At 58.8% G+C, this 13,409-nt stretch carries 7 protein-coding genes; 3 read left to right on the forward strand and 4 right to left on the reverse strand.

Translation table 11 applies throughout. The features are described 5' to 3' along the window. Nucleotides 1-26 precede the first annotated feature (26 nt). From CVS30_RS07140 to CVS30_RS07150, 3 genes are all read right to left on the reverse strand, one after another. The gene (locus CVS30_RS07140) at nucleotides 27-3,056 is read right to left on the reverse strand and encodes a family 20 glycosylhydrolase (RefSeq protein ID WP_181419717.1); all 3,030 of its coding nucleotides are present in this window, start codon (nucleotides 3,054-3,056) and stop codon (nucleotides 27-29) included. A gap of 323 nt (nucleotides 3,057-3,379) precedes the next feature. Next, nucleotides 3,380-6,169, reverse strand: coding sequence for a type I DNA topoisomerase (gene topA / locus CVS30_RS07145; protein WP_110484644.1), 2,790 nt, complete (start codon nucleotides 6,167-6,169; stop codon nucleotides 3,380-3,382). 137 nt (nucleotides 6,170-6,306) lie between these two features. Next, nucleotides 6,307-7,959 (reverse strand): DUF7059 domain-containing protein, encoded by a 1,653-nt coding sequence (locus CVS30_RS07150; protein ID WP_110484645.1) that lies wholly within the window; start codon nucleotides 7,957-7,959, stop codon nucleotides 6,307-6,309. A gap of 185 nt (nucleotides 7,960-8,144) precedes the next feature. On the opposite strand from CVS30_RS07150, the gene srmL reads away from it, so the two are divergent. Further along, nucleotides 8,145-9,263: a PheS-related mystery ligase SrmL gene (srmL, locus tag CVS30_RS07155; RefSeq protein WP_110484646.1), complete on the forward strand. Its 1,119-nt coding sequence runs from the start codon at nucleotides 8,145-8,147 to the stop codon at nucleotides 9,261-9,263. A gap of 68 nt (nucleotides 9,264-9,331) precedes the next feature. Here the strand turns inward: srmL and trhO are convergent, their stop codons facing one another. Further along, a complete protein-coding gene (gene trhO, locus CVS30_RS07160) occupies nucleotides 9,332-10,225 on the reverse strand; it encodes an oxygen-dependent tRNA uridine(34) hydroxylase TrhO (protein ID WP_110484647.1) in 894 nt (297 codons plus the stop codon). A gap of 75 nt (nucleotides 10,226-10,300) precedes the next feature. On the opposite strand from trhO, the gene CVS30_RS07165 reads away from it, so the two are divergent. Both CVS30_RS07165 and CVS30_RS07170 read left to right on the forward strand, forming a co-directional pair. Beyond that, entirely contained in the window at nucleotides 10,301-11,014 is a 714-nt protein-coding gene (locus tag CVS30_RS07165) for a GNAT family N-acetyltransferase (RefSeq protein ID WP_146233368.1), read from the forward strand. Nucleotides 11,015-11,038: 24 nt separating this feature from the next. Further along, entirely contained in the window at nucleotides 11,039-13,384 is a 2,346-nt protein-coding gene (locus tag CVS30_RS07170) for a DEAD/DEAH box helicase (protein ID WP_110484649.1), read from the forward strand. Nucleotides 13,385-13,409 lie beyond the last annotated feature (25 nt).

A 13,409-nucleotide genomic window follows, 5' to 3' on the forward strand; every position in this document is an offset into this window, starting at 1 on the left:
TCCGACCTTCCTAGGTAACTCTTACATCACCCGTTTTTGCAGGCATTGCCACGGCCGGCACTGTTTTCGCAGCCCTGACCGTTGCTGGAGCCATTGTTTGAACCGTTATTGCCATGACCGTTGTTGCAACCCTTGCCCTGACCGGCACCATTGTTACCCGTGCCGTTATCGCAGGCCGGCTGACTCGTGGCCGGAGCGGTCGGCGTGACCGTCGGGGTCGGTGTGGGAGTGGGCGTGACCGTCGGTGTCGGTGTCGGTGTCGGTGTCGGTGTCGGTGTGGGCGTCGGGGTCGCAGCAGGATCAGCTGCGTCCAAGCTCAACTCGGCCAACGTGGTCCAGGGATTGCCCGACTGCTCTGACAACGCCTTCAGCGTCACAAAACGTCCTAGCGCCGGAGCATCAAGGAAGACCTTTTGCATCGTGGCAACATTGGCGAAAGTGCCCGAGGCAACCTTGGTGCCAACACTGTCAGCGCTGCTGCTGACATAAATCTCGTAGTCCTTGATACGTCCGTTAGCTGCCCCGGAGCTCGCGCCCTGGCGAGGCAAGGCATTGATGGCGCAAATACTCATCTCCTTATTCAGATCCACGGTAATGCTGTGGGGAAGAGGAGCATTTGATGGTGTCCAGGCGGTTCCCCAGAACGTGTTCGAGTTGCCATCGATGGCGTTCTCGGCCGGGGTTACTTCCCCGCCACCATTGTTGAAGCTGTCCACCACGGCGCTCACCGGACGAACGGCATCCACGGAGCAGGTCAACAGTCCCGAGGTGCTGGAATTGCTCACCAGCGACTCCGAAGCTGCTGAATAGGCCGTCTGCGCGGAGACCTGGAAGCTGCCGAAGCTGGCCTCATCTGAAGGAGTTACAGTAAACGTCGCCGTCTTACTGGTTCCCGCGGCCACGTCACCCAAAGATACCGAGGCGGGGGAAATGGACCATCCCTCGGGAGCGGACGGCGTCACGACGGTCGAGGTGATGTCGGTGGCCGTGCGGTTGTCAACGACAACCGTGACACTGGAGGGAACACCAGGAACGGCACGGGTAGGAGCCTGCACGCTGGTGGAAACTTCGCCGGTCAGGACGAAGACACTTGCCGCACGTACATCGGGTGCCTGCTGCGTCAGCGCACCCGCGGCATTGACGCTGAGCGGCAACTGCGTGATCGCATTACGGATGGTGAAGCCGCCGTTGACTTCGAGAATTTCCCACTTTTGCAGGTTGTTAAGTCGGCGATCAGTGCTGTTGCAATCGGACACCGAAGGTGCCAGGTCCTGCTGCATGGGGGCCTGTAGCCACAGCACGCCACCAGCCATAGCCAAGCACTTGCCGTTGGCGGCGGTCAGCTTGTAGTAGTGATCGCTGGTGGCTGCCAGTGTCCAGGTTTCGTTGGCTGCGTCAGCAACCGCCACACCGGATCCGCTGACGTTGACGGACTTATTGGCCGTTGAGATGGAGTATCCACCATCGCCCACAGGGGTCCTGTCGTAGCTGTCGTAGCCGGGTACTCGGCCCAAGTTGTTGGTCAGCGTGCTGAAGTTGGAGAAGTCTGCCGTGGGCTTGGGGCTGCCCCAGGTTGCCTGACTTAGGAAGCGCATGGTGGAGAACAGCTGCTCTTCTACCATTGCCTCCGTGGCTGCGGTGGTGTCATCCGGCCAAGCCGACAACTTGGCACCCAAAACCTTGCCACCACCTTCAACGTCGGTCACCGTGGTGCCGCCGTCGAACGTCCTGGGAGTCCACCCGGAATTCCACAGGTTCTGCAGGTTGACGTTGTAGGCGCCGGGGCGGTTGAAGTAGAGCCGCTGGGCGGAGTTCTGCACATCGTGGCCAGCATTGAGCAAGGCCTGAGGAGTAGGCCCGGAGTTCAGCCAGTGCTCCACCACAATATCTGAGTCGAGGGGAATGATGCTTGAGGAGGGGACCCCGTCGTTCCAAATGCGCAGCGTCTTGCCCGTGGCCTTGACGTGTGCGTTGACCTTGTTCATGAACCAGACGAAGACATCGCCAGGGCCGGAGCCTGCCGGGAAGATCTCCGGGTTGTCAGCGACGAACTTGGCGAACTGCGGGTAGTTGCTGTATCTATCACCCATCATGTATTCATCGCCACCCATGTGCCAGTACGGCTGGTCAGGGAACGCGGCAGCATACTCGTCAGCCAAGGTGGTGACCATGGTGAATGCCTCGGGCTTACTGATGTCCAGTTGCTCAACTTTTTTGTTGCCGGCCTCGTTGACCAGCTGCAGCTCGGGGTAGTCGTAGAGCCAGGGACGCATGTGCCCGGGAGAGTTCACTTCCAAGACCAGCTCAATATGGTACTTTTTGGCCCATGCCGTGATCTGTGCAGCCTCGGCCTTGGTGTAGTACGCCCAAAAATTGGCTTTCGGGTAGGCGTCGGATTTCAGCTTGGTTTCTAGCCACAACTGGTTGAGCTTGTTGTAGGCCATGTCCTTCATGGTGCGTTCCAGCGACTCCATAGAGATGGACATCTGGCAGGCACACAGGCCAACCCCACGCTCTTGGTACTGCGGCACATCAATGGAGACGCCCTTATTGACCGTGTTGCCCTGCGTCAGCAGTTGCAAGATTGTCTGGGCCCCATAAAATGCACCGGTGTCCGTGGCGCCGATGACCTTGATGGTGTTGCCAACAGTGAGCTCGTAGCCTTCTTGCCCGAGATCTTGACTGCGGGTTGAGTCAATGGCAATTTCGAGATCGCCGGCAATGGCTCCTGTCGTGGCAGCACCCACGGTTCGACCGAGAACAACTGACAGTTGCTGTGCGAGATCGCCCGTCAAGGTGGCATCTGCGCCGATGACCTTGGCCCCAGTGCCTAAGGTGAATTGGCCAGATTGCCCAGCCCAGTTGGCGAGGCCTGGAATTGTCTGAGGTGCGCCGTTCGGCGTCAGCGGGACTGCGCCAGACGGTGCGGAAAGCGCCGAGACTGCAGGTGCCAGAGCAGGCGCGACGGCCGCACTGGCACCTGGTAGCGAGACGAATGAGGCGGTGAGGGCTAATGCAGCCGCGGTCATACCCGCGAAAACCGCACTTCGGCCCATAGGTTGACGAGTTTTCATATGTCCCCGTAAAGCTGGAATGGTCGGGTGGTCTGAAGCACCAACATTGCGAGCAATCACACGACATGTGACCTGAGACACAATCTGAGCTACACCACACATGTTACGGTTCTCAATCTGAAAAATTCCCAATGTTACGGATCCCATTCGCATGAGATGGCACATTTTCACACATATACGCTCGTGATCTCAATAATGCTGGGCAGCCCCACACACCAATGTCCGGTAATTAACGCAAAAAAATGTCGCCCCACACACCAGATTCGATGTGTGAGGCGACATTGCTACAACAGGTCGCGGCAGCTTTACTTCTTTGCTGCAGCTTTCTTCGCGGGAGCCTTTGCCGCCGGCTTCTTCGCGGCTGGCTTCTTGGCAGCGGTCTTGGTGGTTCGCTTGACCGGACCACGCTCACGCTTGTCAGCGAGGAGCTCGATGGCGGTCTCCCGCGTCAGCTGCTCCACTTCGGTTCCACGCGGCACCGTGATGTTCGTGATGCCATCGGTGATGTACGGACCGAAACGGCCTTCTTTGACAACGATGTTCTTGCCCGAGACCGGGTCCTCGCCGAACTCTGCCAGCGGAGGAACGGCAGCACGCGTGCCACGCTGCTTGGGCTGGGAATAGATCTCCACAGCTGCCTCAAACGTGATCGTGAAGATCTCCTCTTCCGTGCCGATGGAACGAGAATCAGAGCCCTTCTTCAGGTACGGACCAAATCGTCCGTTCTGAACAGTGATCTCATTATCTTCAGCGTCAACGCCCAAAACTCGCGGCAGACTCATGATGGCCAAGGCTTCATCCAAGGTCACCGTGTCAACAGTCATCGACTTGAAGAGCGAGCCGGTACGCGGCTTGGCCTTCACCGGCTTCTTCGGGGGCTTCGGCTTGCCATTCTTGTAGTACTCGATCGGCTGGTTAGCGATTTCCTCCGCCGTCATCTCGGGGATGACCTCGGTGACGTACGGCCCATAGCGACCATTCTTAGACACCACGGTGTGACCCGAAACCGGGTCGACGCCGAGAACGCGTTCCTCGGGAGCCGCCGTGTCCATGAGTTCCTGCGCCTTGGCCGCAGTGAGCTCATCCGGGGCCAGATCCTCGGGCACGTTGGCGCGAGCCGCCTCGATAATCTCACCGGTCTTGGCGTCCACGGTGGGGACGGTGCTTTCCAGATACGGGCCGAACTTGCCTACACGCAGCACCAAGGTATCGGTGATGGGCATGGAGTTAATTTCCCGGGCGTCAATCTCGCCAAGGTTGTTTACGATGCTTTGCAGCCCCGCGCCTTCACCTTCACCAAAATAGAAACGCTTGAGCCAGTCGGAACCCTTGTCTTGACCGTTGGCGATCTTATCCAGGCCAGTCTCCATCCCGGCCGTGAATTCGTAGTCCACGTAGTCGGTGAAGTGCAGTTCCAGCAGGCGCACCACGGAGAAGGCAATCCAGCTCGGCACCAGGGCAGAGCCCTGCTTGCGAACATAGCCACGGTCCATGATGGTGGATAGCGTCGACGCGTAGGTCGATGGCCGGCCAATGTCGCGCTCTTCCATTTCCTTCGTCAAGGAAGCTTCCGTGAAACGCGGCGGCGGTGAGGTCTCGTGACCATTAGCCTGAACTTCCGCTGCGTCCAGCGTGTCCTTTTCCTTCACGTTGGGAAGACGGCGATCCGAGTCATCCGAAGCGTTCCGGGACTCGTCACGACCTTCCTCGTACGCGGCCATAAAGCCCTTGAAGGTGATGACAGTTCCGGATGCCGAGAACTCTGCATCCGTACCGTTGGCCTCGCCGCCAACCGCGGTGGCACCCAACTTGATGGTCGCCGTCGAGCCTTTAGCATCAGCCATCTGAGAGGCAACAGTGCGCTTCCAGATCAGCTCGTACAACTTGAATTCATCCCCGCGCAGCGCACTGGCGACCTGGGCGGGGGTGCGGAAGGAGTCACCTGCGGGGCGGACGGCCTCGTGGGCTTCCTGCGCGTTGGAGCTCTTGTTCGCGTAAACACGCTTCGAGGCCGGGACAAACTCGGGGCCGTACAGCTCCGAGGCCTGCTTGCGAGCAGCGTTGACCGCCTCATCGCTGAGCGAGGAGGAGTCGGTACGCATGTACGTGATGTAACCGTTTTCGTACAGACGCTGAGCGGTCGACATCGTCGATTTGGAGGAGAAGCGCAGCTTGCGGCCGGCCTCCTGTTGGAGGGTCGACGTCGTAAACGGCGGGGCAGGTCGGCGAGTGTAGGGCTTGTGCTCCACCGAGCGGACGGAGAATTTAACGTCCTGCAAGGAGGAAGCCAGTGCCTTGGCAGCCAACTCGTCCAGGTGAGCGACGTTCTTGCCGGTCAGCTCGCCCTTGTCGTTGAAGTCGCGGCCAGACGCAACACGCTTGCCATCAACGGCAGCCAATTTAGCGCTGAAGGACTCTTTCGTGTCGGTCGTGCTGAAGACGCCAGCCAGGTCCCAGTATCCGGCCGAACGGAACGCCATGCGCTCACGTTCGCGCTCGACAACCATGCGGGTGACAACCGACTGCACACGGCCTGCGGAGAGCTTCGGAGCGACCTTGCGCCACAGCACCGGTGAGAGCTCGTAACCAAACAGGCGGTCAACCACACGGCGGGTTTCCTGCGCGTCGACTAGGTCCGTGTCCAGCTCGCGCAGGTTCCCTAGGGCACGCTGCAGCGATTCCTTCGTGATTTCCGCAAAGGTCATGCGGTACACGGGCACCTTGGGCTTGAGCACCTCAAGCAGGTGCCACGCGATGGCCTCGCCCTCGCGATCCCCATCAGTTGCGAGGTAAAGTTCGTCGGCGTCTTTGAGCTGTGCCTTGAGCTCCGCCACCTTCTTCTTCTTGTCCGAGGAGACCACGTAGTACGGCTTGAAATCATTCTCAAGGTCGACGGCGAACTTGCCGATCGAGGACTTCTTCAGTTCCGCGGGCAGCTCGGAAGGCTGCGGCAGGTCACGAATGTGCCCAATCGAGGCTTCCACAACGAAACCCTCGCCGAGGTACTTGGCAATGGTCTTGCTCTTGGCAGGGGACTCGACAATTACGAGCTTTTTGCCGGTCTTTGGCTTGCTGGCTGCTGCCTTGCTGGGCACGGTACTCCTACAGGGAATGAAAGTGGGACGAACGGTGTCCCCAAGAGCCTAGTTCACCATATTTTTATCGTGAACGCGTATTGCTCGGGAAACTGATTTCATATAACTATGCGCCCACGGTAGTCGCTTTGGGCAAATCACTGGCTAGCTTCGCCCTCGGATTCACTCTCCTCCGGCGCTGGAATAAGGAAGCCATCCCTGACGAGGTTGCGAACATCACTACTGAGAGAGAGCACAAATTCCTCGTCGTCACGCTCCAGCAACATGGCCAAGGCGCCGATAATCTGCCCAACGGTAAGGTCGCCGTCGGACGCTGACACGAAGCCCGCCAACTCCGTACTTAACAGGTTGGTTCGCCGCAGCCCGGCACCTTGACGTAAGAGGATGACACCGGGATGCTCGGCTCCCGGTTTTTGGTGGCGTTCCTCGGTCACGTCGGAGGCTGAAAGAAGGAATTCCTCAGCAAGATCTGGGCGCTGCTTCAACCACTGAGTTCGCGCTAGGGCATCGGCAAGGTGCGGCCCTACCGGCTGCTCGATGGGGTAGAGAATTTCCTCAAACCGTGAATCACCGGGATGCTCCCCGGCCGCGGGGCGACGCAACAAAATGTACCCAAATCCAATTCCCACGACCTTGCGGGAGGCAAAATCAAGCAGATAGTCCTCATAAGCACTGGTGTACGCGGCGGAATCCCGTCCCTGCGAGGCGTCCTGCAACCAGGTTTCGGCGTACCCACCGGGTGAAACTTGCTCACGCTGGATGAACCAGGCTTCCGTGCCCGGTGCCAGCCACTGCTCGGGGCGGGTCTGCCATGCAGGCTCGGTGCCGTCACCGTTCTCGCTGATTTCCCAGTTGCCCAGCATCTGCGCTGTCCCGCCGGGGTTCAAGATACTGGGCAGTTCTCGAACGAGGGTCTCTACGATGGCATCGCCCGCCATACCCCCGTCGCGGTAGGTGAATTGCTCGCTGCTCTGCTCACCACGGTGGCGCGGGGTGATGACGAATGGCGGGTTGGAGACCACCAGGTCAAAGGATTCGCCGGCAACCGGTTCGAGCAGGCTGCCTAGGCGCAATGAAATTCGAGCCTTCGCGTTGTCTGCCTCAAAGTCTGCCTCGGACAGTTTTAATTCCGGCGCGTTGAGGGCCAGATTGAAGCGGGTGAAGGCCAAGGCGCGTTCCGAGATGTCGGTCGCAACAACGTTTTGGGCGTGGTGCAGCAGGTGGAATAGCTGAATTCCGCAGCCGGTGCCCAGATCGAGGGCCCGGTCGACGTCCCGACGGATTGTGCCCTGAGCCAAGGTCAAGGAGGCCTGACCGATGCCCAGAACGTGGTCCTTGCGCAGGACCCCGGGGCGCTGATGGGCGCCAAGGTCGCTGGCAACCCACAAGTTGACGTCCTGGCCATCCTCTTCGGCGGCTGGCCAACCATAGGGACGAAGGTCGACGGCGGCACGCACCATGCCGGGCTCAGGGGCGGCTTCAATCAGTCCCAGATGAGTGAGCGTTTCAAGGCCGACACTGGGTAAGGCCTGCGCTAAGGCTTCTTCCGGAAGGTGGTCCGCGAGCAGCCACAGCTTGACCACGGCGCCCAGCGCTTCGTGGTTATCGCGCAGCGCCAAGGCTGCTGGCACCATCTGGTCCCGAGCTAAGGCTTGATTAGCCACGTCACCAAGGAGCTCCGCCACGCCGTCGACCGTGTAATTAACGGCGGCAAGGTCTGCGGCCAAGGTGGCAAGGGTGGTCAGGTTGTCACTACGCGGGGCGTCAGGAACGGTGGCGAAATCAGTCATTAGAACAGCCTATCGAGTTGTGGCGCTCTCGGCAGGCGTAGGATTGATTTATGCAAACAGTTCAGCGATTTACCTGCCCTCGGCCGCCTTTGGCCGCATGGGCTACTTCGCTGACGCGCTGAGTCCATCCGGCAGCGGCTGAGGGGTTCTAAACCCATCACCATCCGGATACCGAAGGATTCATCATGCACACCTACCTCTCTCTTTCCGCCCTGCAATCTGCTCTCACCGTCCCTGATCTCAGCGCTCCTGACTCCGGACATGCAGTCTCCGCCATGCTGGCATCGGTCACGGAGGCTCTTACACAGCTCTGGGCCTTGCCTGTCGTTGAGCATCGCCCCAGCCCACTGGTTTCAGTCCGCGATAATTACGATCGCCTAGGATTCAGCCCAGACGACGTCACCCGCGACTCCCGATATTCTCGGCACATCAGCCCTACCGTCATGCTGCGCAGCCACACATCGGCGGGGATGCCTGCCGTGCTTGATACGCTGCAGCCGGAGCTGCGTAGATATGACACCCTCCATGTACTCCCCGGCCTGGTGTACCGGCGCGACGCCGTGGATCGCACCCATGTCGGCACGCCGCATCAAGTGGATTTGTGGCGGCTACGCTCACGAGGACTCTTGGGTGTTCCTGATCTGAATGAAATGCTGGGCGCCGTCGTGGAGGCAGTTCTGCCCGGTGCTCGCTGGCGGACCACGCCGAGCACGCATCCTTACACAACGGCCGGCGTTCAACTTGATGTGGAGCTTAATGGCGAATGGTTGGAGCTTGCCGAGGCCGGGTTAGTGGCGGCCTCGGTCCTGCGTGCCTCAGGTCTTGATCCGCGACGCTGGTATGGACTCGCACTCGGTATGGGATTGGACCGGGCGGTGATGCTCCGCAAGGGCATGGATGATATCCGTCTATTGCGGTCCACGGATCCCCGCATTTCCGGCCAACTAAACGATCTGAACCCTTACAACCCGGTGTCCACCATGCCACCGATGCGCCGAGATTTATCCCTCGTCTGCGCGGACGACGTCGATGCTGAGGTTTTGGGGGATGCGGCCCGTTCCGCTTTGGGTCTAGACGCGGACATTCTGGCCGATTTGGCGGTGTTGGAAGTAACACCAGCCTCAGCGCTTCCGGCAGGAGCCGTGCTTCGACTGGGTTTGCAGCCAGGGCAGGCGAATATTTTGCTGCGCTTAACCTTGCAATCTCTCGAGCGAACGCTCACCTCCACGGAGGCGAATGAACTACGTAATCGCGTCTATGTGGCTTTGCATGAGGGGCCCACGATGGAGCTCATTACGGTCTAGCACTCGTTAGGGCGCCTTGTTCCCAAGCGCAGTCGCGGCTGCGGCTGTGCTTGGGAGGGCAATCGGAATTAGTCCGTGCAACCTTGCGGGCATTGCAGGGTTTCCGGGGCGCTGGCGCACTCTTCACAGTAAAGGTTGAGATTACGGCAGCTGGGGTTAGAGCAGTTCTCAAACTTGTTGCTGGGCTTGTTGCAGCGGATGCAATGGCCAACTTCTTTTGCTTCGTCGCTGAACTCCATGTGCATGCGCTTATCGAAGACGTAGAGTGAACCTTCCCAAAGGCCCTTGTCTTTAAAAGTCTCACCGTAGCGGACGATTCCGCCGTCCATCTGGTAGACCTCTTTGAAGCCGCGGTTGACCATGAGTGAGCTGAGCACCTCACATCGAATGCCACCGGTGCAGTAGGTGACGACCGGTTTGTCCTTCAGATCATCGTATTTACCGGAATCCAGTTCCTTGATGAAGTCGTGCGTCGTGTCAACGTCGGGAACGATGGCGTTTTTGAACTTGCCGATCTGTGCCTCGAAGGCGTTGCGTCCGTCGAAGAAAACAACTTCTTCCCCGTTAGACTCCTTCGCGGCGACCAGTTCGTGGAGTTCCTCGGGCTTGAGATGCGTACCTCCGCCAACAACGCCGTTCTCATCGACTTTGAGTTCTCCTGGCGCCCCAAAGCTGACAATCTCGTCACGGGCTTTCACGCTCAAGCGGGGGAAATCGTCGCCCGTACCATCGGACCATTTAATGTCCATGTTCCTAAAACCGGCATATTCGCGCGTGGTCTTCAGGTACTGCTTGAGGTCCTTGATGTCACCACCAACGGTGGCGTTAATGCCGTCTTTGGAGATGATGATGCGACCCTTGAGGTTGAGCTTTTCGCATAAGGCGCGCTGCCATAGCTTGATCGCTTCCGGATCGCTCAGAGGGGTAAAGCCGTAAAAGAGCACAATTTTGTTCATCGACACGTCTTAAAGCCTACTTTGCGCCGCCAAATGGACAACTGTTCGTGATGACAAGCACTCCGGGCATAGGCTAGAACCATGATGGATGGTTCCTCGGAGCTTGCGGTCCACGCAGCAGCATGGTTCACCGGTTGGAGCGCGCTCCGCAGCTATCCCAGTCGCATTGGAGACGGCTATTTTGCAGCCCAACGCCTAGATCGCAATGGTGACTGGGAGTACTTCAGCTGTACACCCAATTCTGCTGAATTTGCCGCTGTGGCCGAGGTCGTGACTGCGTCCTCTCAGCGGGCCTACTCGGTGATTGCGCCAGATATTCACCGCTATGTGGCGTTGGCACATCAACACAGGATGGGCATGGTCTCCACCTCGGAACGACTCATGGTGTGTGCCATGGAAACTCAGGACAATCAGGAGCCCTTCTTGGGAGACCCCGAGCTATCCGTTGTCGTCAAGAAGATTGGCGGTAGGCACAGTTCCTCAGCATGTAAGGCGAGATTTTCGGCGGCGATCATGCACGGCCAAACTGCTGTGGCCAGCGGTAGGGTCGGCATCTATGACGATTACGCCATCTTCGATGGGCTCAAAACCAGTGCCGCCTATCGCCGACGTGGCTTTGGCATGCTGATGATGAAAACAATCACCGCCAGAGCCCTCGACTACCCCGTTACAACGGGGCTAGTCATGGCTAGCGCTGCCGGACAAGAGCTGTATTACAAACTCGGGTGGCGTAGCTTGAGCCCCGTCACGGTGCTGGTGCCACGTGAACGACTAGACGAGATGGCCAAGCTGTAACTGTTGCGGTGACACAATGATGAAGTGTCTACCAATCATTCGCTGATCTCGCAGTTGGGCGGAGGGAACAACCCTCCGCAATTGCAGCACGTCCGCCGTATTCCAGCACGCCAAGCCGTCAATGAGGCTTGGCCCGAATGGGCGCATCGGGATCTAGTGAATGCGTACTCTTTTTTAGGTGTGGCTCAACCGTGGCGGCATCAAGTACTCGGCGCCAATGCGGCCCACAGCGGTGAGCACACGATCATTGCAACAGGAACCGCCTCAGGTAAGTCACTTGCCTACCAGCTGCCAGCATTAGATGCCGTCCACCGAGCCGCCCTGCGCGTCAAAGAAAACCCTGGACTGCTTGAGAGCGACGGCGCCGTCGCTTTGTATCTTTCCCCCACGAAGGCACTCGCAGCAGACCAGCTGACTGCCCTGAACTCCCTCAATCTGTCCACGCTGCGCGCTGCCACCTACGATGGAGACACCGCTCCCGCCGATAGGCGCTGGATCCGAGACCACAGCAATTTCATCTTGTGCAATCCCGACATGCTGCACTTCGGCATACTGCCAAACCACGCTTGGTGGGCCCGTTTCTTCAAACGTCTCAAGTTCGTCATCATCGATGAGGCCCACAGCTACCGCGGCGTTTTCGGGTCCCATGTTGCAGTTTTGATGCGGCGTCTTCGTCGAATCTGCGCGCACTACGGGGCCAACCCAGTGTTTATTGGTGCTTCTGCCACATCGGCCGACCCCGGTGAATCATTTGCCCGGCTCATCGGCGCCCCCGTCACTACGGTCACAGAAGACTACTCCCCTCACGGCGCGACTACCGTTGCTCTATGGGAACCAGAATTGACTGATTTCAAAGGTGAAAATGGTGCCCAATCCCGCCGCACCGCCATCGCCGAAACCTCAGATCTACTGGCAAACCTGGTCTCATCCCATGTGCGAACCATTGCCTTCATCAAATCCCGTCGCGGCGCTGAAACCATCTCAAGCGTCACCAAACGGCTTCTAGATGATGTCGACCCCAGCCTTCCTTCTCGGGTAGCTGCCTATCGCTCCGGATACCTTCCCGAGGAACGACGAGAGCTAGAAAAAGCGCTCCGCTCGGGAGATCTCCTTGGCGTTTCGAGCACGTCCGCACTCGAACTCGGAATCGATATCTCCGGGTTGGATGCTGTTCTGGTGGCTGGCTGGCCCGGAACACGAGCATCCTTTTTCCAGCAGATTGGCCGTGCGGGTAGGGCCGGCCAGGACGCCTTAGCTGCCTTTGTCGCCAGCGATGATCCCCTTGATACCTTTCTCGTTCATCATCCCGAAGCAATTTTTGATCGTGCGGTTGAGGCCACCGTTTTTGACCCTTCAAACCCTTATGTCTTAGGCCCTCATCTTTGTGCGGCTGCCGCCGAACTTCCCATTACCCTCACAGATTTGTCGATCTTTGATGACAGCACCCCGGCGTTGCTCGATCAATTGGTGGCGCAAGGCTATCTGCGTAAGAGGCCAGCGGGCTGGTTCTGGACGCACCCCCAAAGCGCGGCCGCAATGGTCAACCTGCGTGAGGACGGGGGCGGCCCCATCAACATCATCGAAGCCGAGACAGGCGCTCTTCTAGGAACCATGGGTTCCCCACAGTCTCATTACCAGGCCCATACGGGTGCCGTGTACGTTCATCAAGGGACCAGCTACGTGGTGCTGGAACTCAACGAGGCCGATCACTGCGCCCTCGTGCGCCGAGGTACCCCGGACTTCTACACAACAGCCCGAGACGTGACCCAGATCGAGGTTCTGGAATCCAATAAAAACGAGGTGTGGGGTCCCGTTGAGATGCATTTCGGGCCAGTTCAGGTCCGCACCCAGGTGGTCTCCTTCCAGCGCAAGGCGATCATCTCCAATGAGGTTCTTGGCGAAGAACCATTAGAGCTCGAAGCCCGTGACTTATTCACGAAGGCTGTATGGTTCACTCTCGATAATCAGACGATGCTCAGCGGTGGCCTCGTCGAACCACAGTTCCCAGGCGCTCTTCATGCGGCCGAACACGCGATGATTGGTTTGCTTCCATTGGTTGCCTCGAGCGACCGGTGGGATGTTGGCGGGGTATCGACAGCTATTCATGCGGACACGGGACAGCCAACAATCTTTGTCTATGATGGGCATCCCGGCGGGGCCGGATTCGCCGAGCGTGGTTTCGATATGGCTCGGACGTGGCTCAAAGCGACTTTGGACGCCATCGAGGCTTGCGAATGCCCCTCCGGCTGTCCCTCCTGTGTGCAGTCACCGAAATGCGGCAATAAGAACAATCCCCTGGATAAGGCTGGCGCCGTATTGCTGCTAAAGCTTTTGCTCAACAAAGCCCCGCAGCGCACCCTGCCTCGCTAGCCACACTTTCACTGTTCAGTTTTCA

The organism is Arthrobacter psychrolactophilus, assembly GCF_003219795.1.
Lineage (GTDB): Bacteria > Actinomycetota > Actinomycetes > Actinomycetales > Micrococcaceae > Specibacter > Specibacter psychrolactophilus.